General features: G+C 53.3%; 19 protein-coding genes and 3 tRNA genes. 11 read left to right on the forward strand and 11 right to left on the reverse strand.

Annotated elements, in window-relative coordinates; all coding sequences use genetic code 11:
- Positions 1 to 25 precede the first annotated feature (25 nt).
- From ptrA to recD, 3 genes are read left to right on the forward strand one after another with little or no spacing between them, the layout of a single operon-like run.
- Positions 26 to 2,914, forward strand: a complete 2,889-nt coding sequence (gene ptrA, locus OGY33_RS05775) for a pitrilysin (RefSeq protein ID WP_191238155.1) — start codon at positions 26 to 28, stop codon at positions 2,912 to 2,914.
- On the forward strand, positions 2,907 to 6,452 hold the full coding sequence (gene recB / locus OGY33_RS05780) for an exodeoxyribonuclease V subunit beta (protein WP_191238156.1): 3,546 nt from the start codon (positions 2,907 to 2,909) through the stop codon (positions 6,450 to 6,452). The genes ptrA and recB overlap by 8 nt, the downstream gene beginning before the upstream one ends.
- On the forward strand, positions 6,449 to 8,278 hold the full coding sequence (recD, locus tag OGY33_RS05785) for an exodeoxyribonuclease V subunit alpha (RefSeq protein WP_191238157.1): 1,830 nt from the start codon (positions 6,449 to 6,451) through the stop codon (positions 8,276 to 8,278). Before recB ends, recD begins: the two co-directional genes overlap by 4 nt.
- Before the next feature lie 44 nt (positions 8,279 to 8,322).
- Here recD and argA read toward each other — a convergent pair whose 3' ends face one another.
- Entirely contained in the window at positions 8,323 to 9,654 is a 1,332-nt protein-coding gene (argA, locus tag OGY33_RS05790; RefSeq protein WP_048215634.1) for an amino-acid N-acetyltransferase, read from the reverse strand.
- Positions 9,655 to 9,888: 234 nt separating this feature from the next.
- Between argA and amiC the strand changes: the two genes are divergently transcribed.
- The gene (amiC, locus tag OGY33_RS05795; RefSeq protein WP_048215635.1) at positions 9,889 to 11,142 is read left to right on the forward strand and encodes an N-acetylmuramoyl-L-alanine amidase AmiC; all 1,254 of its coding nucleotides are present in this window, start codon (positions 9,889 to 9,891) and stop codon (positions 11,140 to 11,142) included.
- A gap of 74 nt (positions 11,143 to 11,216) precedes the next feature.
- Here the strand turns inward: amiC and OGY33_RS05800 are convergent.
- The 3 genes from OGY33_RS05800 to OGY33_RS05810 form a co-directional block, all read right to left on the reverse strand.
- Positions 11,217 to 11,293: transfer RNA gene (locus OGY33_RS05800), tRNA-Met, on the reverse strand.
- A 33-nt stretch (positions 11,294 to 11,326) separates the two neighbouring features.
- Positions 11,327 to 11,403, reverse strand: a tRNA-Met gene (locus OGY33_RS05805).
- A gap of 152 nt (positions 11,404 to 11,555) precedes the next feature.
- A tRNA-Met gene (locus OGY33_RS05810) sits at positions 11,556 to 11,632 on the reverse strand.
- Between the two features lie 205 nt (positions 11,633 to 11,837).
- On the opposite strand from OGY33_RS05810, the gene mltA reads away from it, so the two are divergent.
- Positions 11,838 to 12,935: a murein transglycosylase A gene (mltA, locus tag OGY33_RS05815; protein ID WP_008785702.1), complete on the forward strand. Its 1,098-nt coding sequence runs from the start codon at positions 11,838 to 11,840 to the stop codon at positions 12,933 to 12,935.
- 108 nt (positions 12,936 to 13,043) lie between these two features.
- Positions 13,044 to 13,850: a tRNA cyclic N6-threonylcarbamoyladenosine(37) synthase TcdA gene (gene tcdA / locus OGY33_RS05820; RefSeq protein WP_057067297.1), complete on the forward strand. Its 807-nt coding sequence runs from the start codon at positions 13,044 to 13,046 to the stop codon at positions 13,848 to 13,850.
- 77 nt (positions 13,851 to 13,927) lie between these two features.
- Here tcdA and csdE read toward each other — a convergent pair whose 3' ends face one another.
- Both csdE and csdA read right to left on the reverse strand, forming a co-directional pair.
- A complete protein-coding gene (gene csdE / locus OGY33_RS05825; RefSeq protein ID WP_191238159.1) occupies positions 13,928 to 14,374 on the reverse strand; it encodes a cysteine desulfurase sulfur acceptor subunit CsdE in 447 nt (148 codons plus the stop codon).
- Positions 14,374 to 15,579 (reverse strand): cysteine desulfurase CsdA, encoded by a 1,206-nt coding sequence (csdA, locus tag OGY33_RS05830; protein WP_048215638.1) that lies wholly within the window; start codon positions 15,577 to 15,579, stop codon positions 14,374 to 14,376. The genes csdE and csdA overlap by 1 nt, the downstream gene beginning before the upstream one ends.
- Positions 15,580 to 15,771: 192 nt before the next feature.
- Here csdA and OGY33_RS05835 point away from each other — a divergent pair, with 192 nt between their 5' ends.
- The 4 genes from OGY33_RS05835 to rlmM all read left to right on the forward strand — a co-directional run bounded on the left by OGY33_RS05835 (position 15,772) and on the right by rlmM (position 18,789).
- Entirely contained in the window at positions 15,772 to 15,999 is a 228-nt protein-coding gene (locus OGY33_RS05835) for a YgdI/YgdR family lipoprotein (protein ID WP_003825635.1), read from the forward strand.
- Positions 16,000 to 16,364: 365 nt separating this feature from the next.
- A complete protein-coding gene (gcvA, locus tag OGY33_RS05840) occupies positions 16,365 to 17,282 on the forward strand; it encodes a glycine cleavage system transcriptional regulator GcvA (RefSeq protein WP_003034035.1) in 918 nt (305 codons plus the stop codon).
- Positions 17,283 to 17,300: 18 nt separating this feature from the next.
- Positions 17,301 to 17,696 (forward strand): DUF423 domain-containing protein, encoded by a 396-nt coding sequence (locus tag OGY33_RS05845; RefSeq protein ID WP_003034037.1) that lies wholly within the window; start codon positions 17,301 to 17,303, stop codon positions 17,694 to 17,696.
- Positions 17,689 to 18,789, forward strand: a complete 1,101-nt coding sequence (gene rlmM / locus OGY33_RS05850; RefSeq protein ID WP_003034040.1) for a 23S rRNA (cytidine(2498)-2'-O)-methyltransferase RlmM — start codon at positions 17,689 to 17,691, stop codon at positions 18,787 to 18,789. The genes OGY33_RS05845 and rlmM overlap by 8 nt, the downstream gene beginning before the upstream one ends.
- Before the next feature lie 34 nt (positions 18,790 to 18,823).
- Here the strand turns inward: rlmM and fucR are convergent, their stop codons facing one another.
- The 5 genes from fucR to fucP all read right to left on the reverse strand — a co-directional run bounded on the left by fucR (position 18,824) and on the right by fucP (position 24,677).
- Positions 18,824 to 19,552, reverse strand: coding sequence for an L-fucose operon activator (fucR, locus tag OGY33_RS05855; protein ID WP_003825642.1), 729 nt, complete (start codon positions 19,550 to 19,552; stop codon positions 18,824 to 18,826).
- Between the two features lie 57 nt (positions 19,553 to 19,609).
- On the reverse strand, positions 19,610 to 20,032 hold the full coding sequence (gene fucU, locus OGY33_RS05860) for an L-fucose mutarotase (RefSeq protein WP_008785698.1): 423 nt from the start codon (positions 20,030 to 20,032) through the stop codon (positions 19,610 to 19,612).
- Between the two features lies 1 nt (position 20,033).
- A complete protein-coding gene (gene fucK / locus OGY33_RS05865; protein WP_008785697.1) occupies positions 20,034 to 21,452 on the reverse strand; it encodes an L-fuculokinase in 1,419 nt (472 codons plus the stop codon).
- Positions 21,453 to 21,559: 107 nt separating this feature from the next.
- Positions 21,560 to 23,335 (reverse strand): L-fucose isomerase, encoded by a 1,776-nt coding sequence (fucI, locus tag OGY33_RS05870; protein WP_003825648.1) that lies wholly within the window; start codon positions 23,333 to 23,335, stop codon positions 21,560 to 21,562.
- 31 nt (positions 23,336 to 23,366) lie between these two features.
- Complete coding sequence (fucP, locus tag OGY33_RS05875; protein ID WP_191238160.1) at positions 23,367 to 24,677, reverse strand: L-fucose:H+ symporter permease; 1,311 nt, start codon at positions 24,675 to 24,677, stop codon at positions 23,367 to 23,369.
- Positions 24,678 to 25,240: 563 nt separating this feature from the next.
- On the opposite strand from fucP, the gene fucA reads away from it, so the two are divergent.
- Positions 25,241 to 25,888 carry an L-fuculose-phosphate aldolase gene (fucA, locus tag OGY33_RS05880; RefSeq protein ID WP_003825656.1) on the forward strand — a complete coding sequence of 216 codons (648 nt, stop codon included), beginning with the start codon at positions 25,241 to 25,243 and terminating at the stop codon, positions 25,886 to 25,888.
- Positions 25,889 to 25,893: the final 5 nt, after the last annotated feature.

Here is a 25,893-nt window from a genome sequence, read left to right on the forward strand (position 1 = left end):
AATTCGTTAATGATGAGGTTTGTGAATGCCCCGCAGCACCTGGTTCAGCGCATTACTGTTGTTCGTCGCCCTTTGGGTTCCCGTAAGTCAGGCAGATACCGGTTGGCAGCCTTTAGCTGAAACCATCCGTAAAAGCGATAAAGACACCCGTCAGTATCAGGCTGTGCGCCTTGATAACGGCATGGTTGTGCTGCTGGTATCCGATCCTCAGGCCGTGAAATCCCTTTCTGCACTGGTAGTCCCCGTGGGCTCGTTGGAAGATCCGGACGATCATCAGGGACTGGCGCACTATCTCGAACACATGTGTCTGATGGGCTCGAAAAAATACCCACAGCCAGACAGCCTGGCTGAATTCCTGAAAATGCACGGCGGTAGCCACAATGCCAGCACTGCGCCTTATCGTACGGCCTTCTATCTTGAAGTTGAAAACGACGCGCTGGTGGGGGCGGTGGATCGCCTGGCGGATGCTATTGCCGATCCATTGCTGGATAAAAAATATGCCGACCGCGAGCGTAACGCGGTTAACTCCGAGCTGACGCTGGCGCGTACTCGAGACGGGATGCGTATGGCGCAGGTGAGCGCTGAGACGATCAACCCGGCGCACCCTGGTTCGCGTTTCTCTGGCGGGAATCTCGAGACATTAAGTGACAAACCGGGCAACCCGGTGCTGCAGGCATTACAAAAATTTCATGAAAAGTACTACTCTGCGAACCTGATGAAGGCGGTGATTTATAGCAATAAACCGCTGCCAGAGCTGGCGCGGATAGCGGCTGACACCTTTGGGCGCGTACCGAACAGGAATATCGCAAAGCCTGAGATTACCGTCCCGGTCGTCACTGATGCGCAAAAGGGCATCATCATCCACTATGTTCCGGCAATGCCGCGTAAAGTATTGCGCGTCGAGTTTCGTATCGATAACAACAGCGCGCAGTTCCGCAGTAAAACCGATGAACTGGTGACCTACCTGATTGGCAATCGTAGCCCGGGCACGTTGTCTGACTGGCTGCAAAAGCAGGGCCTGGTTGAAGGTATTCGCGCAGACTCCGATCCGGTGGTCAACGGGAACAGCGGCGTATTAGCCATTTCCGCGACGTTAACCGACAAGGGGCTGGCGAACCGCGATGAAGTTGTCGCGGCAATCTTTAGCTACCTCAATTTGTTACGCGAGAAAGGTGTCGATAAACGCTATTTTGACGAGCTGGCGCACGTGCTGGATCTCGATTTCCGTTATCCCTCCATCACCCGTGATATGGACTACGTGGAATGGCTGGCTGATACCATGATCCGCGTTCCCGTCGAGCATACGCTGGATGCGGTGAATATTGCTGACCAGTACGATGCGAAAGCCGTTGAGCAACGTCTGGCAATGATGACGCCACAGAATGCGCGTATCTGGTATATCAGCGCGAAAGAGCCACATAATAAAACCGCTTATTTTGTCGATGCGCCTTACCAGGTGGATAAAATCAGCGACAAAACCTTTGCCGACTGGCAGCAAAAAGCGCAGGGCATTGCGCTGTCGTTACCGGAGTTGAACCCCTACATTCCGGATGATTTCACGCTGATTAAGACGGATAAAAAATACGCTCACCCAGAGCTGATTGTTGATGAGCCGGATTTACGCGTGGTGTATGCCCCGAGCCAGTATTTTGCCAGCGAGCCGAAGGCTGACGTCAGCGTGATCCTGCGTAATCCGAAAGCCATGGACAGCGCCCGCAACCAGGTCTTATTCGCCCTGAACGATTACCTGGCAGGGATTTCGCTCGATCAGTTAAGTAACCAGGCATCGGTAGGTGGAATTGGTTTCTCTACCAACGCTAACAATGGGTTGATGCTTAACGCCAACGGCTACACTCAACGTTTGCCGCAGCTTTTTCAGGCGCTGCTGAGCGGCTATTTCAGCTATACCTCAACGGACGAACAGCTGGAACAGGCGAAATCCTGGTATGCCCAGATGATGGATTCCGCAGAAAAGGGTAAAGCTTACGATCAGGCTATTATGCCGGTGCAGATGCTTTCTCAGGTGCCGTACTTCTCCCGCGACGAGCGCCGTAAGCTGCTGCCTTCCATCACCCTGAAAGAGGTGATGACCTACCGCGACGCTTTAAAAACCGGTGCGCGACCTGAATTCCTGGTCATTGGCAATATGAGCGAAGCTCAGACAACGAGCATGGCGCGGGATATCCAAAAACAGCTTGGTGCGAACGGGTCACAGTGGTGTCGCAACAAAGATGTGGTTGTGGACAAGAAGCAGTCCGTCATCTTTGAAAAAGCAGGCAGCAGCACGGATTCAGCGCTGGCGGCGGTATTTGTGCCAACCGGATACGATGAATACGCCAGTTCAGCCTACAGCGCTATGTTAGGTCAGATTGTTCAGCCGTGGTTCTACAATCAGCTGCGTACTGAAGAACAGTTAGGCTACGCCGTATTTGCTTTCCCGATGAGTGTTGGCCGTCAGTGGGGAATGGGGTTCCTGCTGCAAAGCAGTGATAAGCAGCCGTCTTACCTCTGGGAGCGTTATAAAGCGTTCTTCCCGACGGCGGAAGCGAAGCTGCGGGCGATGAAACCTGAAGAGTTCGCGCAAATTCAGCAGGCGATTATTGCGCAAATGCTGCAGGCGCCGCAAACGCTGGGGGCAGAAGCCTCACAGTTAAGCAAAGATTTTGATCGCGGCAATATGCGCTTCGATTCACGTGATAAAATAGTGGCTCAGATTAAACTGCTGACGCCGCAAAAACTTGCCGACTTCTTCCATCAGGCAGTGGTTGAGCCGCAAGGCATGGCGATATTGTCACAGGTTTCCGGCAGTCAGAATGGGAAAGCAGAATATGTGCACCCGGAAGGCTGGAAAGTGTGGCAGACCGTCAGCGCGTTGCAGCAAACCTTACCCCTGATGAGTGATAAGAATGAATGATGCCGCTGAGTCCCTTGATCCACTGCGCTTGCCCCTGACGGGCGAGCGCCTGATTGAAGCCTCTGCGGGCACCGGTAAAACCTTTACCATCGCCGCCCTCTATTTACGTTTACTGCTTGGACTGGGCGGCTCTGCCGCCTTTCCTCGTCCTCTGACCGTCGAAGAACTGCTGGTGGTCACCTTCACCGAGGCGGCTACCGAAGAGTTGCGCGGTCGAATTCGTAGCAATATTCATGAACTGCGAATTGCCTGCCTGCGTGAAACCACCGACAACCCGCTATATGCCCGTTTGTTAGATGAAATTGCCGATAAAAAACAGGCCGCGCAGTGGCTGCTATTGGCTGAAAGACAGATGGATGAAGCGGCGGTGTTTACCATCCACGGCTTTTGTCAGCGTATGCTCAGTCTCAATGCCTTTGAGTCAGGCATGCTGTTCGAACAGCAGCTGATAGAAGATGAATCGCTGCTGCGCTATCAGGCCTGCGCGGACTTCTGGCGTCGGCACTGCTACCCGCTGCCCCGCGACATTGCGCAGGTGGTTTTTGAAACGTGGAAAGGACCGCAAGCGCTGCTGAGAGATATCGATCGCTATCTGCAGGGGGAAGCGCCGGTTATCAAGGCGCCACCGTCTGATGACGAAACGCTGGCCTCCCGGCATGAACAAATTCTCGCACGCATTAACCAGATCAAGCAGCAATGGTGTGATTCTGTTGATGAGCTGGATGGCCTGATGGAAGCCTCCGGAATTGACCGGCGTAAATTTAATCGCGGTAATCAGGGCAAGTGGATCGAAAAGATCAGCGCGTGGGCGCAGGAAGAAACACAAAGTTACCAGCTTCCTGACGCGTTGGAGAAATTCTCACAGCGTTTTCTGGAAGAGCGCACCAAAGCGGGCGGGATAACCCCTCAGCACCCGCTGTTTGTCGCTATTGATGAACTGCTTAGCGAACCGTTAACTCTCCGCGATCTGGTGATCACCCGGGCGCTGGCGGAGATCCGCTCGGCAGTTGCCGAGGAAAAACGTCGCCGTGGCGAGCTGGGTTTTGACGATATGCTCAGCCGTCTGGATGCGGCGTTGCGCAGTGAAAGCGGCGATGCGCTGGCGACGGCTATTCGTACTCGTTTTCCGGTCGCCATGATCGATGAATTCCAGGATACCGATCCACAGCAGTACCGTATTTTTCGTCGGATCTGGCAGCATCAGCCGGATACCGCACTGCTGCTAATTGGTGATCCGAAACAGGCAATTTACGCGTTTCGCGGCGCGGATATCTTCACCTATATGAAGGCGCGCAGCGAAGTCAGCGCACACTATACGCTCGATACCAACTGGCGTTCGGCCCCCGGCATGGTCAATAGCGTGAATACGCTTTTCAGCCAGATGGACGACGCCTTTATGTTCCGCGAAATCCCTTTCAGCCCGGTAAAATCCGCAGAAAAAAACCAGGCGTTACGGTTTGTTTTGCACGGCGAAACGCAGCCAGCTATGAGTATGTGGCTGATGGAAGGAGAAAGTTGCGGCGTAGGCGATTATCAGAGCTACATGGCCCTGGTGTGCGCCACACAAATTCGCGACTGGCTTAAGGCCGGGCATTCTGGCGCAGCGCAACTGGTCAGTGGCAAAGCATCCAGCCCGGTACGCGCGTCAGATATCAGCGTACTAGTGAGAAGCCGCCAGGAGGCAGCGCTGGTCCGTGATGCGCTGACGCAACTGGCCATTCCCTCTGTCTACCTCTCCAACCGTGACAGCGTATTTGAAACGCTGGAAGCGCAGGAGTTGCTATGGGTGCTGCAGGCGGTGATGACGCCGGAACGTGAGAACACGTTGCGTAGCGCGCTGGCGACCTCAATGATGGGGTTGAATGCGCAGGATATTGAAGCGTTAAATACCGACGAGAATGCCTGGGATGCGGTGGTTGAAGAATTCGACGGCTATCGTCAGATCTGGCATAAACGCGGCGTGATGCCGATGCTACGTGCGCTGATGACGGCTCGCCAGATTGCAGAGAACCTGCTGGCGACGGCGGGAGGCGAACGTCGACTGACCGACATTTTACATATCAGCGAACTGTTGCAGGAAGCGGGCTCGCAGCTGGAAAGCGAGCATGCGCTGGTGCGCTGGTTGTCCCAGCATATTCTTGAACCCGACAGCAACGCGTCCAGCCAGCAGCTCAGACTGGAAAGCGACAAGCATCTGGTCAAAATCGTCACCATCCATAAATCGAAAGGGCTGGAGTATCCGCTGGTCTGGCTGCCGTTTATCACCAATTTCCGCGTTCAGGATCAGGCTTTCTACCACGATCGTAGCTCGTTTGAAGCCGTGCTGGATCTCAGCGATGCTGAGGAGAGCGTTGAGCTAGCCGAAGCAGAACGTCTGGCGGAAGACCTGCGTTTGCTGTATGTCGCGCTAACCCGTTCGGTATGGCATTGCAGCCTTGGCGTTGCGCCGTTGGTACGACGTCGGAGCGATAAAAAAGGGGATACCGATGTGCATCAGAGCGCCCTTGGTCGCCTGTTGCAAAAAGGTGAGCCGATGGATGCCGTGGGTCTGCGTAGCGCGATTGAAGCGCTTTGTAGCAACGATATTGCTTGCCAGACTCCCGCGCAGCCTGACGGTGAACCCTGGCAGGTTGCGCAGGCTGTTAGCAGCGAACTGAGTGCGAAAATACTGCAGCGTAAGCCCGGCGATAGCTGGCGCGTGACCAGTTATTCCGGTCTGCAACAGCGTGGACAGGGTATCGCACAGGATCTGATCCCGCGACTGGATATCGATGCCGCAGGCGTCGGTGAGGTTATTGAAGAGTCAGGACTTACACCGCATCAGTTCCCGCGCGGCGCTTCGCCGGGTACGTTCTTGCATAGCCTGTTTGAAGATCTCGATTTTACGCAACCGGTGGATCTGCATTGGGTCGAGGAGCAACTGGCGTTGGGCGGTTATGACGCATACTGGACGCCGATTTTGACCGAATGGCTGGACGCTATTTTGCAGGCGCCTCTCAACGAGACGGGCGTGAGTTTGAACCAACTTTCCGCGCGAGAAAAACAGGTGGAGATGGAGTTTTATCTGCCGATTTCGCAGCCGTTGATGGCCAACCAGCTTGATGCGTTAATTCGCCAATACGATCCGCTATCGGCGGGGTGCCCTGCGTTGGACTTTATGCAGGTTCGCGGCATGCTGAAAGGCTTTATTGACCTGGTATTCCGCCACCAGGGGCGTTATTACCTGCTCGATTACAAATCGAACTGGCTGGGCGAAGACAGCTCCGCCTATACGCAGCAGGCAATGGCCTCTGCCATGCAGGCGCATCGCTACGACCTTCAATACCAACTTTATACCCTCGCGCTGCATCGCTACTTACGCCATCGCATTGCTGATTACGATTATGAACGCCATTTTGGCGGCGTTATCTATCTCTTCCTGCGCGGCGTTGACAGTGAAAATCCGCAGCAGGGAATTTACGCGACCCGACCTGACGGAGAGTTGATTGCGTTGATGGACGAGATGTTTGCCGGTGCGGTGCAGGAGACGATGTTATGACAATCCAGAAACGATTTCTGGAGGCTGTTGAGCAAAAACAGCTCCGGCCTCTGGATGCTCAGTTCGCGCTGGCGGTTGCCGGAAGTGACAACCCTGCCGTTGCGCTGGCTGCGGCGTTGCTCAGCCGTGAAGCGGGAGAAGGGCACGTCTGCTTACCGCTTTCACGGTTATCTCTGAGCGAGGACGCGCATCCTCTGTTAAGCGCCTGGCTCGCTGAAGCGGGCGAGCCTGAAGACTGGGCGGAATGTCTGTTGGCTTCCAGTGCGGTAAGTCGTGGCGAGCAACCCACGCCGCTGGTGCTGTACGGCGATCGCTTGTATCTGAACCGGATGTGGCATAACGAACGTACGGTAGCTCGCTTTTTCAGTGAAGTGAACCACGCCATTGAAGTGGATGAACAACGGTTGACCCACACGCTGGCGGCGCTGTTTCCGCCATCGGAGGGGGTTAACTGGCAAAAAGTAGCCGCTGCTGTTGCGCTCACCCGCCGGATATCGGTGATCTCCGGCGGACCGGGGACGGGAAAAACGACAACGGTCGCAAGGCTGCTGGCGGCGTTGATTCAAATGGCAGACGGTGAGCGCTGTCGTATTCGACTGGCGGCGCCAACGGGAAAAGCGGCTGCGCGCCTGACCGCCTCACTAGGCGCGGCGCTACGAGAACTACCGCTAACCGATGAGCAAAAGAAACGCATCCCCGATGACGCCAGTACGCTGCATCGATTATTAGGCGCTCAGCCTGGCAGTCAGCGCCTGCGTCATCATGCGGGAAACCCGCTGCATTTGGATGTGCTGGTGGTGGATGAAGCCTCGATGATTGATTTGCCGATGATGTCGCGCCTTATCGATGCGCTGCCGCCGCACGGACGGGTGATTTTTCTGGGCGATCGCGACCAGCTCGCTTCCGTCGAAGCGGGGGCCGTGCTGGGGGATATCTGTGCTTTCGTTGGTGACGGGTTTACCCCGGAACGCGCCCGCCAGCTCAGTCGCCTGACCGGGAGCGCTATTCCTGCCGGTTCGGGAATTCAGGCAGCAGCGTTGCGCGACAGTCTGTGCCTGCTGCAAAAGAGCTACCGTTTCGGCAGCGATTCCGGAATCGGTCAGTTGGCTGCGGCAATTAATCGCGGCGACAAAACTGCGATAAAAACGGTGTTCCAGCAGGGATTTAGCGACATCGAAAAAAGCACGCTACACAGCAGCGAGGATTATGCCGCGATGCTGGATGAGGCGCTGGCGGGATATGGGCACTACCTGGATTTGTTGCACGAGGGTGCGGAGCCGGGGGCTGTCATTCAGGCCTTCAATGAGTATCAACTGCTATGCGCCCTGCGGGAAGGTCCGTTTGGCGTTAGTGGTTTGAATGAACGCATTGAGCAGGTGATGGCGCAAAAACGTAAAATTCATCGTTCGACGCATAGCCGCTGGTATGAGGGAAGGCCGGTGATGATCGCGCGCAATGACAGTTCGCTGGGATTATTTAACGGTGATATCGGCATTGCCCTCGACCGTGGACAGGGCCTGAGGGTGTGGTTTGCGCTGCCGGATGGTTCTATCAAATCGGTGCAGCCCAGCCGCTTGCCTGAACATGAAACCACCTGGGCGATGACGGTGCACAAATCGCAGGGATCTGAGTTTGACCACGCGGCGTTGATTTTACCCAGCCAGCATTCACCCGTGGTTACCCGCGAGCTGGTTTATACCGCTGTTACCCGTGCGCGTCGTCGTCTGTCGCTGTACGCCGATGAGCGGATATTAAGCCGCGCCATTGCCACCCGCACTGAACGCCGCAGCGGGCTGTCAGCATTATTTAATGACGACATGATGTAGATGTAGGCCGGATAAGGCAGTTATGCCGCATCCGGCAACCACTCCTATGCCAAATCCGCCATCAGCACTTTTGACCGCCGCTGATAGTTGTACATCTCTTTCTTGCTTTCCGGCAGCAGGTCGATATCCACCGGCGTGAAGCCGCGCTCCTGGAACCAGTGGATGCTGCGTGTGGTTAACACAAACAGCTTGCTCAACCCCATTTGCCGGGCCTGCGCGGCGATCCGTTCCAGCAACACTTCCCCGCGCGACGAGCTACGGTAGTCCGGATGCACTGCTACGCACGCCATTTCGCCAATTCTCTCTTCCGGGAAAGGATACAGAGCGGCGCAGGCGATAGTCAGGTTATCGCGCTGAATAATGGTGAATTTGTCGATCTCCATTTCCAGTTGTTCGCGGGAGCGGCGGACCAGAATGCCTTGTTGTTCCAGCGGGCGGATAAGCTCCAGAATCCCGCCGATATCGTTAATGGTAGCGCGACGGATCTGCTCGGCGCTTTCCATTACGATCTGCGTACCGATGCCATCGCGGGAGAACAGTTCCTGCAGCAATGCGCCATCTTCCTGATAGCTGATCAGATGGCAACGGCGTACGCCACTGCGACAGGCCTTCACTGCCCCGCGCAGGAAGCGCACCGTGCCGGAGCTGTAATCGCCTTTCTCTTCCTGCAACTCAACGCGAGCCTGAGCTTCGTTAGGAAACAGCTCGGAAATAATATCGCCGTCATCGTTGGTGACACCCTGAGAGGAGCAAAAGCCGATCATTTTCTCGGCCTTCAGTTTGATAGCCAACTGCGTGGCGACCTCTTCTGACGTCAGGTTAAAGCTCTCACCGGTGACGGAAACGGCAACCGGGCCCATCAGCACAATTGCGCCGCTGTCTAACTGGCGGTGAATGGCCTCTTCATCAATACGACGAATACGCCCGCTATGGCAGTAATCTACGCCGTCATCAACACCCAGCGGCTGAGAGATAATAAAATTACCGCTGACCACATTGATGTGAGCACCCTGCAATGGCGTATTATTCAGGCTCATCGACAGGCGGGCGGTAATATCAAGCTGAAGTAAACCCGCAGCCTGTTTGACCAGTTCCAGCGTTTTAGCGTCGGTAACGCGCGTATTTTTGTGGTACACCGGCTCATGATGATGCGCCGCAAGATTGGCATCAATCTGCGGTCGTGCGCCATAGACCACGACCAGGCGGATGCCGAGGCTATGAAGAAGACCAATGTCATTGACGATACTGGAAAAGTTTTCATGCTCGATGGCTTCGCCGCCCAGCATAATGACAAACGTTTTTCCCCGATGGGTATTGATATAGGGAACAGAATGGCGGAATCCCTGTACCAGTTCGGTTCTACGCTCCTTCACCACGGCACACCCTCATTGCATGATTATTCGTAATTTGTGTATTTTTATTCTGTTTTTGCGCTGTGCGCAAGCGTAATTTTTACCCATGCCGAAGATTTTTCTCAGTAATGCCGTGAATATAAAAAGAATGTTTACCCTTTTATAGATGACAGATTATGCGTCATTCGCTAAAGTTTCCGGTCAATTCGGACGTTTTACGTATTACCTCTAAAAAAGATTTCTTTGCTCGGGAGAAGCATGTCGGGATCCAATTCAGCAATCAGTCGCCGCCGTTTATTGAAAGGTGCGGGTGCTATGTGGCTTTTGAGCGTCAGCCAGGTGGGTCTGGCGGCCGTGAGTCAGGTCGTTGCCGTACGTATCTGGCCTGCGTCCAGCTACACTCGCGTCACGGTAGAATCTAACCGTCTGCTGAAATACAAACAGTTTGCCCTGAGTAATCCTGAGCGTGTGGTTGTGGATATTGAAGACGTTAATTTGAACTCGGTGCTCAAGGGCATTGGGACGCAGATTCGTCCTGACGATCCGTATATTAAGTCGGCGCGCGTTGGCCAGTTTGATCCTAAGACCGTGCGGATGGTGTTCGAGCTGAAACAGAATGTGAAGCCGCAACTTTTTGCGCTGGCTCCGGTGGCAGGCTTTAAAGAACGTCTGGTGATGGATCTCTATCCCGCGAATGCCCAGGACGTTCAGGATCCGCTGCTGGCATTGCTGGAAGATTACAATAAGGGCGATCTGGATAAACAGGTGCCACCTGCACAAAGTGGCCCGCAGCCGGGTAAAGCGGGGCGCGATCGTCCCATTGTCATTATGCTGGATCCAGGCCACGGCGGAGAAGACTCCGGTGCGGTGGGGAAATACAAGACGCGTGAAAAGGATGTGGTGCTGCAGATTGCCCGCCGCCTGCGAGCCCTCATAGAGAAAGAGGGCAACATGAAGGTCTTTATGACACGAAATGAAGATATCTTCATTCCGCTTAAAGTCCGCGTGGCGAAAGCGCAGAAGCAGCGTGCTGACCTGTTTGTCTCTATTCACGCCGATGCCTTTACCAGTCGACAACCCAGCGGTTCGTCGGTGTTTGCGCTCTCGACCAAAGGTGCGACCAGTACCGCCGCGAAATATCTGGCGCAGACCCAGAACGCCTCGGATCTCATTGGTGGTGTCAGTAAGAGCGGTGACCGCTACGTCGACCACACCATGTTCGACATGGTGCAGTCGCTGACCATCGCCGACAGCCTGAAGTTTGGTAAAGCGGTATTGAGTAAGCTTGGCAAAATCAACAATCTGCACAAGAACCAGGTTGAACAGGCCGGGTTTGCGGTACTAAAAGCGCCGGATATCCCGTCTATTCTGGTCGAAACGGCATTTATCAGTAACGTTGAGGAAGAGCGCAAACTCAAAACGGCGACCTTCCAGCAGGAAGTTGCAGAGTCTATTCTGGCAGGGATTAAAGCCTACTTCGCCGATGGGGCGACGCTGGCGAGAAGGGGATAACAAAAAAGCGCTGAAAAGCGCTTTTTTTATGAGCGGCAGAAACAAAAAAACACCCGTTAAGGTGTTTAATGTGTTGGTTGCGGGGGCCGGATTTGAACCGACGACCTTCGGGTTATGAGCCCGACGAGCTACCAGGCTGCTCCACCCCGCGTCACCGTACTGCTTATATTTTATCAAATTTGATTGGTTGCGGGGGCCGGATTTGAACCGACGACCTTCGGGTTATGAGCCCGACGAGCTACCAGGCTGCTCCACCCCGCGTCCGTCTTTTTGCTTCGTATTTCAAACTACATCAGCGTTGGCTTTCCTCGTTCACCTCAGTCACTTACTGGAGTAAGCTCCTAAGGATTCACTGCGTCGCCGCCTTGCTGTGATTCGAACTACTTTGCAAAAATCTTACATCAAATTTTAATTGGTTGCGGGGGCCAGATTTGAACTGACGACCTTCGGGTTATGAGCCCGACGAGCTACCAGGCTGCTCCACCCCGCGTCCGTGGATGCGCACTATACTCTGCTCGCATTTTCATGCAACCCTTTTTTCACCTTGATCACGTTTTTAGGGTGAAAATGAACAAAAACAACGCATTCTGGATTGTTTTTTGCTCAAAATTTGCGTTCGGGTATGTATACGCATTTCATTAGGTTCGGGGGTTTGTTATCTTCGTCTCGCATTCAGGCAACATAAGACGAGAACAATGAAAGGACGTTGGGCAAAATATCTTCTGGCGGGAGCTGTAGTCGCGATGCTCGCCGCGTGTTCCTCAAAACCCACCGATCGTGGGCAGCAGTATAAAGACGGGAAATTTACCCAGCCTTTCTCACTGGTGAACCAGCCTGATGCGGTTGGCGCGCCAATCAATGCCGGTGATTTCGCCGAGCAGGTTAATCAAATTCGCAGCGCTTCGCCACGTTTGTACGGCAACCAGAGCGACGTCTACAACGCTATCCAGCAATGGTTACGTGCGGGCGGTGATACGCGCAGTATGCGCCAGTTTGGTATTGATGCCTGGCAAATGGAAGGGGCGGACAACTACGGTAACGTCCAGTTTACCGGTTACTACACACCGGTTATCCAGGCGCGCCATACGCGCCAGGGCGAGTTTCAGTATCCTATCTATCGCATGCCGCCAAAACGTGGGCGCTTACCCTCTCGTGCCGAGATCTACGCGGGCGCGCTAAGCGACAATTATATTCTGGCATACAGCAACTCCCTGATGGATAACTTCATTATGGATGTTCAGGGCAGTGGTTACATCGATTTTGGCGATGGCAGCCCGCTCAACTTCTTTAGCTATGCCGGGAAAAACGGCCACGCCTATCGCAGTATCGGTAAAGTGCTTATCGATCGTGGCGAAGTGAAAAAAGAAGATATGTCGATGCAGGCTATTCGCCACTGGGGTGAAACGCACAGCGAAGCCGAAGTGCGTGAGCTGCTGGAGCAGAACCCATCGTTTGTCTTCTTTAAACCGCAATCTTTTGCTCCGGTGAAAGGGGCCAGCGCGGTGCCGCTGATTGGCCGCGCGTCCGTAGCTTCTGACCGTAGTATCATTCCTGCGGGCACAACGTTACTGGCGGAAGTCCCGTTACTGGACAATAACGGCAAGTTTACTGGCCAGTACGAACTGCGCCTGATGGTGGCGTTAGATGTGGGTGGGGCTATTAAAGGGCAACACTTCGATATCTATCAGGGTATTGGCGCTGACGCCGGACACCGTGCCGGGTGGTATAATCACTACGGTCGCGTATGGGTACTAAAAACAGCGCCGGGTGCGGGTAACGTGTTCAGCGGTTAATTGCCGGATGGCGCTTCGCTTATCAAGCCTACATTATTGAGTAGGCCTGATAAGGCGTAGCCGACATCAGGCAGTCAGACTGCTCGGTATTAATGAATTTGAGGTTCTATGTCTGTGGTTATTAGCGATGCCTGGCGCCAACGTTTTGGCGGTACGGCACGTCTGTATGGCGAAAATGCGTTGCAGCTGTTTGCCCAATCGCACGTTTGCGTGGTTGGGATTGGCGGAGTAGGGTCATGGGCGGCGGAAGCGCTGGCGCGAACCGGTATTGGCGCTATCACACTCATTGATATGGATGATGTGTGCGTCACCAATACAAACCGCCAGATCCATGCGCTGCGTGATAACGTCGGTCTGGCAAAAGCTGAAGTGATGGCGGAGCGTATCCGACAGATTAACCCGGATTGCCGGGTGAACGTGGTCGATGATTTTGTTACGCCAGATAACGTTGCTGAATATATGAATGCGGGATTTTCGTACGTCATCGATGCGATTGATAGCGTGCGCCCAAAAGCGGCACTGATCGCGTACTGTCGACGTAATAAAATTCCGCTGGTGACCACCGGTGGTGCGGGCGGACAGATCGATCCTACCCAGATTCAGGTCGTTGATTTGGCAAAAACCATCCAGGATCCGCTGGCGGCCAAGCTACGTGAGCGGCTGAAAAGCGATTTTGGCGTGGTGAAAAACAGCAAAGGCAAGCTGGGCGTGGACTGTGTGTTCTCGACCGAAGCGCTGGTTTACCCGCAGGCGGATGGCTCGGTATGTGCGATGAAAGCGACGGCGGAAGGGCCGAAGCGTATGGATTGCGCGTCCGGGTTTGGCGCGGCCACCATGGTGACAGCCACCTTTGGCTTTGTTGCTGTCTCCCATGCGCTGAAGAAGATGATGGCGAAGGCCGCGCGTCAGGCCTGATTGTGTCGGATGTCGCTACGCTTATCCGACCTACGGTTCGTGCAGTGTTGTAGGCCGGATAATACGTATCTGCGTCGTCATCCGGCTTTCTGGGCCGCCTCGAGAATCGCCTCGTTCAGAGCATGTAGTCCCTGGCTACGCGAGGCGCTGAGCTGCGCGCGTAAACCCAGTTCGTCAAATAACGCCATCGGCGCACGCGCCAGTAACTCGGCTGCCGTTTTACCTTCGACCGCGGTGAGTAATACCGCCAACAGCCCACGTACTATTCGACCTTCGCTGTCGCCGAAGAAATGCAGAGTGCCATTCTCATGAAGAGTATGCCCCAGCCAGACGCGGTTTTCGCAGCCCGCAATTTCTTTGGCCTGCGCCTTTAGCGCATCCGGGAGCGCCGGCAACTGCTTACCCAGCAGAATCAGCTGGCGATATTTATCTTCCCACTGAGTAAGCGGGATAAAGGTATTGCGTAACGTCTCTTCGGTTACGGTTGTGCCAAACGGGTGTCCGGCGAACAGAGGGCTTGTCATTAATCCACCAATATTTCCAGCGCGCGGTCGACGGCTGCGACCAACGCTTCCACATCGCTTTGGGTATTATAAGGGGCAAATGAGGCGCGTAGTGTTCCGGATACGCCCAGTTCCGCCAGCAGCGGCTGTGCGCAGTGTTGCCCCGCGCGCAGCGCAATGCCATATTCGGCCAGCAGAGTGACCATATCGCTGTGATGAACACCCGCGAAATCAAAGGCTAACAGACTGGAGTCCTGGCAGCGGAAGGAACGAAAGCCAGGGCGTTTCGCAAGGGCATCTTCTGCCAGCGTCGCCAGACCCCGGCTCCAGTTTTCGGCCTGCGCAACGTCGACGTCCGCCAGCCATTCGAGCGCCGCGCTTAGCCCGATAACGCCTGCAACGTTAGGCGTACCGGCTTCCAGCTTCCATGGTGCGGGCTGAGTGGTGAAACCGTCAAAACTGACTTCGCTAATCATCTTACCGCCCCCAAGCCAGGGAGACATGGCTTCCAACAGTTCCGGCTTACCGTACAGCACGCCAATACCGGTGGGGCCATATAGCTTGTGGCCTGAAAACGCATAGAAATCAATATCCAACTGCTGTACATCGGCAGGGTAATGCACAATCCCCTGGGCACCATCAACCATCACCACCATGCCAGCCGCATGGGCGAGCGTAATGGCGCGGGCCAGATCCGGGCAGCCACCGGTGACGTTCGACATTTGCCCGAGCGCCAGAATGCGGCTGCGCGGGGTAATGAGCTGCGTGAGGCGCTCAACGTCTGGCAATAAATGGGGGGTGAGTGGGAGTTTGACGACCTTAGCCCCCGTTTGCTCCGCGACCATCAGCCAGGGAACGAGGTTGGCGTGATGTTCCGCTGCGCTAACGATAATCTCATCACCCGGTTGAAGGCGTGGACGCGCATAGCTTTGGGCAACCATGTTGATCGCTTCCGTTGTGCCGCGGGTCCAGACGATGGTTTTGTCATCCGACGCATTAATCAGGTGTGCGACTTTTTCCCGCGCGGCTTCATAGCGTGCGGTCAGGCGCTGGGCTTCAGCAAACTGGCTGCGATGGACGTTCCCGGCACTCAGGCTATAAAACTGATGGGTAGCCTCAATGACCGCCTGCGGCTTCAGCGCCGTAGCAGCGCTGTCGAGATAAACGCCAGCATCGTTGAGTGCGGGAAATTGTGCGCGAAAGTGCGCGGGGTTAAAAGCGTTCATGGTATTCCTCAGTTCAGTAAACCGATCGTGGCGCAAAAAGGGCATTGATACAAGGGTTGTGCTAACCATCGGAATACTCTGGATATCCTGGCAAAGCCCGTTCAGTGTCTTATGCTAAATAGCGTTAGGCGAACAATTTTGCCTGTTACGGAGTATGTTTTTAATAGCATAAATCGCTTTAAGGAGAAGAAGATGAAAAAGACTGCCGCCATTATTTCTGCCTGTATGCTGACTTTTGCCCTGAGCGCCTGTTCTGGTTCGAATTACGTGATGCACACCAATGATGGCCGCTCAATCGTAGCTGATGGTAAACCACAGACCGATAATGAGACGGGGATGATTTCGTATAAAGACGCTAACGGCAACAAACAGCAGATTAACCGCACTGACGTGAAAGAGATGGTAGAACTGGAGCAATAACAGCCGGTCGGCCATCGACGAAATGTGGACAAAAAAAAGCACCGCAATTTGGCGGTGCTACATTAATCACTATGGACAGACAGGGTAAATGTACAGGAAGTGAAAAAGGGTAGCTTTGCTACCATGGTCTGAATCGCAGACCAATTGCAAACACAACAACACAACATCACAACCGTAAGCCAAAAGCCCACCAGAACACGCATTCCGATAAAACTTTTCGTTCCGGCTTCAGGAAGTGCCGCCACTATAGGTATTTGCTGGTAGAACCTCAACGGACAATTTATAATGGCTCAGATAAAAAAAACTAATAGGTTACAGCCTGTTAGCTAATTGTTAAATTCATTTAACATCAAAGCCTAAAAGTCATGTCAAAACGATTACCACCCTTAAATGCGTTACGTGTTTTTGATGCTGCAGCGCGTCATTTAAGCTTTACTCGCGCAGCAGAAGAGCTTTTTGTGACGCAGGCCGCAGTAAGTCACCAAATCAAGTCACTTGAGGATTTTTTGGGGCTAAAACTGTTTCGTCGACGCAATCGATCTTTGCTGTTAACGGAAGAAGGTCAAAGCTACTTTCTCGACATTAAAGAGATTTTTTCGCAATTAACCGACGCGACGCGTAAACTTCAGGCACGCAGTGCAAAAGGTGCGCTTACCGTTAGTTTATTGCCCAGTTTTGCGATCCAATGGCTGGTGCCCAGACTCTCTAGCTTTAACTCAGCTTATCCGGGAATCGATGTCAGGATCCAGGCGGTGGACCGTCAGGAAGACAAACTGGCTGATGATGTTGATGTGGCGATTTTCTACGGACGCGGCAACTGGCCGGGTCTGCGCGTTGAAAAATTGTACGCAGAATATTTATTGCCGGTCTGCTCTCCGCTGTTGCTTACCGGTGATAAACCGCTAAAGACACCGGACGACCTGGCAAAACACACGTTATTGCATGATGCGTCGCGACGAGACTGGCAAGCCTATACGCGCCAGCTTGGCCTGAATCATATCAACGTACAGCAGGGACCTATCTTCAGCCATAGCGCCATGGTGCTACAGGCTGCAATCCATGGACAGGGGATCGCGCTGGCTAACAACGTCATGGCGCAGTCCGAAATTGAAGCCGGACGTCTGGTCTGTCCGTTTAACGATGTTCTGGTCAGCAAAAACGCATTTTATCTGGTTTGTCATGACAGTCAGGCAGAACTGGGTAAAATAGCCGCCTTCCGTCAGTGGATTCTGGCGAAAGCGGCCACGGAACAAGAAAAATTCCGCTTTCGTTATGAACAATAATTTACGTAGGGTATTCAAATGACCAGCCGTTTTATGCTGATTTTTGCCGCCGTAAGTGGCTTTATCTTTGTGGCGTTGGGCGCCTTTGGGGCACATGTTCTGAGCAAAACCCTCGGTGTTGTTGAAATGGGGTGGATTCAGACCGGCCTTGAATATCAGGCGTTTCATACGCTGGCTATCTTTGGCCTGGCCGTCGCCATGCAACGACGCATTAGCATTTGGTTTTACTGGAGTAGCGTGTTTCTGGCATTAGGTACAGTGCTGTTTAGCGGCAGCCTGTATTGTCTCGCGCTCTCTCATTTACGCCTGTGGGCGTTTGTTACCCCTGTCGGCGGCTTCAGCTTCCTCGTAGGCTGGGCGCTGATGTTAGTGGGCGCTATTCGATTGAAACGTAAGGGCGTTAGCCATGAATAAGGTTGTATTGTTGTGTCGCCCAGGTTTTGAAAAAGAGTGCGCCGCAGAAATTACGGATAAAGCAGGACGCCGGGAAATCTTCGGTTTTGCCCGCGTGAAAGACAATGCGGGTTACGTCATCTTCGAATGCTATCAGCAGGACGATGCTGAAAAGTTAGTGAAAGAGCTGCCGTTTAGTTCGCTGATTTTTGCTCGTCAAATGTTTGTGGTGGGCGAGCTGCTGCAATACTTACCGCCGGAAGATCGTATTACACCGATCGTTGGCATGTTGCAGGGTGTGGTGGAAAAGGGTGGCGATCTGCGAGTAGAAGTTGCCGACACCAATGAAAGCAAAGAGCTGGTTAAATTTTGCCGTAAATTTACCGTACCGTTGCGTGCAGCGCTGCGCGAAGCAGGCGTACTGGCAAAGTATGAAACGCCAAAACGTCCGGTGGTTCACGTCTTCTTTATCGCCCCTGGTTGTTGTTATACCGGCTATTCCTGGCCTGACAATAACTCACCGTTTTACATGGGGATTCCGCGTCTGAAGTTTCCAGCCGATGCGCCGAGCCGTTCAACGCTCAAGCTGGAAGAAGCGCTGCACGTGTTTATCCCTGCCGATGAATGGGATGAGCGTCTGGCGAACGGAATGTATGCGGTGGATTTAGGCGCCTGCCCGGGCGGATGGACCTATCAGCTGGTTAAACGCAACATGTGGGTTTATTCCGTGGATAACGGCCCGATGGCGCAAAGCCTGATGGATACCGGGCAGGTCACCTGGCTACGTGAAGACGGATTTAAGTACCGTCCGAATCGTAATAACATTTCGTGGATGGTCTGTGACATGGTGGAGAAGCCGGCGAAGGTTGCCGCGCTGATGGCACAATGGCTGGTCAACGGCTGGTGTCGTGAGACGATCTTCAACCTCAAGCTGCCGATGAAAAAACGCTACGAAGAGGTATCACAGAACCTGGCTTACATTCAGGCCCAGCTTGATGAACACGGCGTAAATGCCCAGATTCAGGCGCGTCAGCTGTATCATGACCGTGAAGAAGTAACCGTTCACGTACGTCGTCTGTGGGCTGCCGTCGGCGGTCGTCGCGACGAGCGATAAGGCTACAACCAGGCCGGATGGCGGCGTAATCGCCCTATTCGGCCTGGATTGCTTCAATCAGCTGTGTATCTGAAACAATATGCGTCACATCATCCAGATGTCCAATTCTGGCCTCTCCCGAACGATTAAATTTACTTTTATCGATCAGTAATAAAGATTGCGATGCACGCTTAAGCAGAATGGATTTGAAGTCTGCGTTGGTTGCATTTGAGTCCCAGAGCGCACCGTCGCTGTCGATCCCTTCGCAGGAAAAAATAAACAGGTCAATCTCGAGTGGTTTTAGCTGCGAGATAAGCGAGGGATTAACGTAGCAACCGTATTTGCGCTCAAGGCGACCGCCGGAGCTGATAAGCTGAATGTGTTCACGTTTAGCCAATTCCTGGCAGATGGGCTGGCTGTTGGTAAAAACGTGAATGTTGATGTCCGGTAACTGTCGCGCCAGATACCAGCAGGTAGAGCTGGCGTCTAAGGCAATCACCATACCTTCTTCGATCCATGCCAACGCTTCACGGGCGATATCCGCTTTGTGCGCATAGTGGCTTTTGAGTCGAATATGAAATGGGTCACCGCTGTCCTGATTTTCCCGGTGAATAACTTTGGCCCGACCGTGGTTGCGTAACACTTTTCCCTGGGTCTGTAACTCGCTGAGATCGCGGCGGATGGTCTCTTTGCTGACGTTAAGCTGCAAAGCCAGGGCTTCGGTTGTCAGGCTTTTGTGGTTAGTAAGCAGATCTACGATTGCCTGCTGGCGCGCCGCTTTCATGTTCTGATCCTCATCTTATGATGAATGCCCGTACCTGACGGGCATTCTGACCAGAGATTACGGCGTTACCCCTTTTTTTAAAAGAATATTCCCGTACTTTGCCCGCTCTCCTGTGATAACGATCGCAAACGCCTTTTGTGCTCGTTCGTAAAAGGCATAGCGGTCAATACGCGTGATGTCCGGGCAGGGGGTCTGTAATGAAAGCGCCTGACGATAGCGAGTCTCAACGTCAGGATCGAGAGTGTCGCCTTCAACCGCAGCCATCATCACCAGCGGTGGGGCGTAGCTGTCCAGTTCAAATAGCGGAATAAGCGCCCGCAGCAGATCGCTGACCAGCAGACCGTCAGCGCGGATGACCTGTGGCCCCATGCTGTTGGCCGGGAAGTGGGCATCGGAAAAGATAATCTCATCGCCGTGTCCCATTTCGGCCAGCACTTTCAGTAAGTCGGGGGAAATTAAGGGAGATATCGTTTTAAGCATGTTACTCGACTCCTGTGAGTTCGGATTCGGTTTGCGGATAGAAGTAACGGTACTGATAGCGCACCTGTTCGCGCGCCTGCTCCGGGGAGGTAAATTCCCCGATGCCTGACCATGCAAACATTGCGGCGCCTGCCACGGTGGTTTCGGCATCATCCAGCACTTTGACAGGGATCCCGAGAACGTTCGCTTTGATTTGGTTCCACAAGATGTTGCGGCTGCCCCCGCCAACTAATAGCAGTTCAGTGGCCTGGAAATGGCCGATTTTTTCCAGCGTTTGCAGATTCCGCTGCAGCTGTTCTGTCAGTCCTTCCAGCGCGGCGCGATAAAAGTGTCCACGGGTAGTATTGAGGGTAACCCCTTGCCAGCCTGCATTCTGACAGGCCAGCAGGTCGCAGTGCATCTTCACCCCTTCGGCACCAGCGGGAATATCCCGAGCTTCATCAATCAACGTTTGCCAGGGCGTGTCCGCGGTCCATAACAGCTTTCGAACCCATTCAAGCACGCCGGAGGCCAGCCACTGCATTCCGGGATTGTTAAGCCCAGCCTGACTATCCAGCTCACAGGTGGAGCCCGCATAATGGCTGAGCAGGGAGGTATTTACCTGCGCACTGCGCACCATCAGAATTTCCCATGTGCCGGAAGAGAGTACCGGTTCATCCTGTTGGGCTCCTGCGCCAAATAGCGCAAACTGTGTGTCGTGTCCGGCAGAGATGACTGGAATACCCTCTGGAAGTCCGAGCTGGCTGGCGGCCTCGCGTTGCAGTACCCCAATTTGTTCGCCTGCTTCAACCAGACGCGGAAACAGGCGACGCGGTATGCCTGTTGCCTGCAAAATGTCCTGGCTGAAATCACGTTGCTGGATATCCAGCATCTGGCTGGTTCCCGCCATGGTGATGTCAGTTGTGAACTCGCCGGTTAAACGTTGGTTGATAAGCGACGAGATAAACAGCCAGGCGTGCGCCTGTTCCAGTAATTGCGGGTGGTTCTCTTTCAGCCACACCAGTTTGTACAGCGTATTGAAGCTAAACGCCCCAACGCCGGAGATTTCCTGCAGCTGCTGCGGTGACATGTAGCGATGGATATTCTCCATTACCGCTGCGGTACGTGGGCATTTCCAGCTGATCACCGGGTACAGTTGTTTGCCGTTCTTATCCACCAGCGCGCCGTCCACGCCGAAGGTGGTGACGGCGATCCCGCGAATTTGGCAGGCGGCCAATTGTGAGGAAAGCCGCTGACAGCAGTCGGCAAAGCGTTGCAGAATGGCCTCCAGCGACCATTGGTGCCAGGCACTGTTTTCTGCGGCGATGTCACTGGCGTTCGGGGTCGCTGCGCGGGCGACAATCTTCCCCTGTCGGTCAACGGCAATGGCCCGTACGTTGGTCGCGCCACAGTCGAGAACCAGAATAACCTCTTGTTTCATAATTGCTCCTGGGAGATTACCTATTACCTGATGGCGGCTTCGCCTTATCCGGCCTACAAAACCGTGTGCTTCGTAGGCCGCGCCGCCATCAGGCAATCGCTCGATTTTTAACGCTTATACAGCGGACCGTAGTTCTGACAAGCGCGGTAATCCTGACCTTCCGTATCCATACCGTGGGCGGCCCAGGAGGAAGGACGGTAAATTTTCTCGTCTTCCACGTTGTGCATGCACACCGGGATACGCAGCATGGCAGCCAGAGTGATAAAGTCCGCACCTACGTGACCAATCGTCAGCACCCCGTGGTTAGCGCCCCAGTTAGCCATGACGGAATAGACATCGCTGAACGGGCCCTTGCCGGTTAAGCGCGGAGCAAACCAGGTGGTTGGCCATGTGGAGTTGGTACGCGCATCAAGCTGGTCGTGCATATCTTTCGGCAATTCCACGCTCCAGCCTTCCGCGATTTGCAGCACCGGTCCCAACCCTTTGATGATGTTGATACGGCTCATGGTGAACGGCACACCGCCTTCAGTCAGGAAGCGAGATGAGTAACCGCCCCCGCGGAAGTATTCGTGAATAGCCGGGCACCATTCGGTTGCCGCCAGGCATTCATCCGCCTCTTTCTGCGAGATTTCCCAGTGTGGTTTCATGGTCGGTTTACCTTCGCTGTCGCGCTGTTTGCAGGAACCGTCCAGTGCCGCAGAACCGGAGTTAATCAAGTGAATGATGCCGTGCTCAGCAAGGCCGGTCAGCGGTTTACCCGTCACGCGTTCAACCGCCTCTGGCGACCAGTAGGTGCGCACATCGGCAAAGACCTGGGCCGTGCCGGTGAGTTGATGGCCGAACAGCATCGCTACGCCGTTCAGGCTGTCGTTTTCGGTTGCGACAACGAACGGTTCACGAACGCCATTCCAGTCAAAGGAACTGTTGAGCAACGCTTCGGCGGTATCGCCATTTGGGTATTGATCGGTCCAGTGACGTTGCCCCTGGAAGCCCGCGGCGATCGCGTTATAGCCCAGGGATTCTTCGACCAGACCTTTGTCTGCCAGTTTTTTGTTACCCTGCATCATGTCGCGAATGCACATAGCCATCAGCAGGCTTTCTTTCAGCACTGCGCGGCTTTGTTCAGCGTTACGCTTATATTGCTGCGCGTTCTGATCTTCGCCGTAGCGGAAGTTTTTGTCCGCCCACGCCAGCGCCATTTCCAGCTCGGTTTCATCATAGATTTTCTGGTCAATGCGACGACGCAGCTCGGTCATATCAACCGCCTGCACCTTCATACCCAGCCAGGATTCAAAGAAGTTATGGTCGACGATAGAACCGGCGATGCCCATTGATACACCACCGACAGACAGGTAGCTTTTCCCTTTCATACTGGCGACCGCTAAGCCGGCACGGGCAAAACGCAGCAGTTTTTCTTCAACATCGGCAGGGATAGATGTGTCGTCTGCATCCTGTACGTCATGACCATAGATGGAGAAGGCAGGAAGGCCTTTTTGGCTGTGAGCTGCCAGTGCGGCGGCCAGGTAAACCGCCCCCGGACGTTCCGTGCCGTTGAAGCCCCAGATCGCTTTCGGGCGCATCGGATCCATGTCGATGGTTTCACTGCCGTAGCACCAACATGGGGTAACGGTAATCGTCACGCCAACATTCTGGCTGCTGAATTTTTCTTCACAGGCTGCGGATTCCGCCATGCCGGCGATACAGGTATCGGCAATCACACATTCAATTTGTGCGCCGCAGGCATGACGAAGTTTTTCAGTGATAAGCGCTGCGGTAGCTTTAGCCATATTCATGGTTTGCTCTTCGAGCGACTCACGTACACCCATACGACGTCCGTCAATAACCGGGCGAATACCAATTTTTGGTAAGCTGATTTTTTTCATCACAGATTCCTCACGTTATTCGGATAAATATTCAGTTGGCTGCCGTTTGTGAACGGAAGCGGGCAAAAATAAAGATGATGGCGAAGCAAAGCGCCGGGACCAGTTCAGCGGTCGGGATATTGCCAGCGGCATCGCTGACAAAGCCCATCACCGGGGTCACAATGCCGCCGCCAATGATGGTCATGACGATAAAAGACGAGCCGTATTTGGTGTCTTGTCCCAGATTTTTGATCCCCAGAGAAAAAATGGTTGGGTACTGAATCGACATAAATGCGCTGCACAACGTCAGGGCCAGCAGGCCGATCTGGCCACCGGTGAAAGCGGAAATCAGGCACAGAATCATGGCAAGCAGGGCATATGCGGCCAGCACTTTATGCGGCGCAAAGCGACTGATAAGCCAGGTGCCGGAGAAACGACCGATAAAGAAGCACACCATGGTGCCGGTCAGGTAGTTGGCGGCGAAACCTGGCGTCATGCCTGGGATCTCTTCGATTGCGTAGCGAATCAGGTAGCTCCAGCAGGCAGTTTGTGCACCGACGTAGCAGAACTGCGCCAGTACCGCCCAACGCCAGTGACGAATGCGCACCAGGCGGGAAAGAGACGCGGAGAATGAACTCTGAGCGTTGTCACTGTGATCGTCACTTTGCAGGGTCGGAAACCTGGTAAACATGATCAGCAGGGCGACCAGCAAAACGACCGCGACGATGATCATATAAGGGGTTTGAACCGATAACACCAGGCTGTGCTTGTAGGCGCTTAGCTGTTCTGGCGCCATCTTATCGAGTACGTCTTGAGATTGATGTGGCACATTAGACAAAATAAGACTTTGCCCAAAAACAACCGCAATAATGGCACCAAATGAGTTAAAAGTTTGCGCGAGATTTAATCGGAAATGACCGCCGCTTTCCGGGCCCAGTACGGTTACAAAGGGGTTGGCAGCCGTTTCCAGACAACCTAAGCCCGCCGCAATAATAAATAGGCCAATCAGGAATAAGGTGTAATTCATTACCTCTGCCGCTGGCCAGAATAATGCTGCACCGATGGCATATAAAAATAATCCGGTAATAATGCCTGCTTTATAACTTAGTTTTTTCATCAAGATCCCGGCTGGGATTGGAATGACGAAATAACCAAAATAAAAAGCAGATTGAATCAGACCAGCCTGAAAGTTTGTTAATGTAAAAGCTTGCTGAAATTGTGGTAATAAAATGTCATTAAGATTATTGGCAACCGCCCAAAGAAAAAACAGTGAACAGAGTAACGCGAAGGGAATGACATAATTTTTTGTCTGCCCCCGCTCTACCGCATGAAAACTTTGTGTTTGTATTGATGTGTTTCCCATAGCATCCTCATCAGTTCATAAGCATGTTCAACAGCTTAAGAGTACGATTGGTGATTTTTACCAACCTGCTAATCCAGGTGAGTTCCGGTAACCTGCCAGATAAAATTGGCCTTCATGAATGAACTCATGAATTCATTTTCAAATAAAAACCGGCCATTAATATGATGGTGGTCACATTTATGCTCAGGGGGTGGGTTTATGTGATTATCATCACTTTAATTTCTTTAAAACAATGACCGTTTGAGAAAAATAAATTAAAAAGCCACAGGGATAATGCCCGAATTAATTAGTTAAGTGGAAAACGGGCAATGGTAACAATTTATTCGCAAATGACCGTTTTACAATGGTTTTATTAAGAACGGACATTTTGCAATTGTAATATTATGCCTGCATGTTTTTATTCAGCGTTATTAGTTGATGAACATCACAAAATCCAGTGCTAAAAATTCCCTTCTCTTTATTCAGCATGATGATAGTTAGCAAATACCCGCTTAAATCAACAGAGCGTCGAGGTATTAGCAATGTTCTGTTGTCGCATTTTGACTCACTGAGAGAGGTAAGTAATGGAACGAAATACGCTGGCACGGCAGATTATCAATACCTGCCTGGAAATGACCCGTCTGGGGTTGAATCAGGGGACTGCGGGTAATGTAAGTGTGCGTTACCAGGACGGGATGTTAATTACCCCGACGGGTATTCCCTATGACAAACTCACCGAATCCCACATTGTGTACATCAATGCTGAGGGGCAGCACGAAGAAGGGAAATTACCTTCCAGCGAGTGGCGGTTCCATATGGCCGCTTATCAGACGCGTCCCGATGCTCAGGCGGTGGTCCATAATCATGCCGTGCATTGTACTGCTGTTTCTATTCTCAACCGGCCAATCCCGGCAATCCATTACATGATTGCGGCGGCTGGCGGTAACTCAATTCCCTGTGCGCCATATGCGACATTTGGCACGCGTGAGCTTTCCGAGCACGTTGCGGTAGCGCTGAAAAACCGAAAAGCAACGCTGTTGCAGCATCATGGGCTGATCGCCTGCGAGGAAAATCTGGAAAAAGCCCTGTGGTTAGCGCATGAAGTGGAAGTGCTGGCGCAGCTTTATCTCAGCACGCTGGCGATTACCGATCCGGTTCCGGTACTGGACGATGAGGCTATCGCTATTGTGCTGGAAAAATTCAAAACATATGGATTGCGTATTGAAGAATAGGAGAT

Source organism: Citrobacter sp. Cpo032 (assembly GCF_030332975.1).
Classification (GTDB): domain Bacteria; phylum Pseudomonadota; class Gammaproteobacteria; order Enterobacterales; family Enterobacteriaceae; genus Citrobacter; species Citrobacter portucalensis.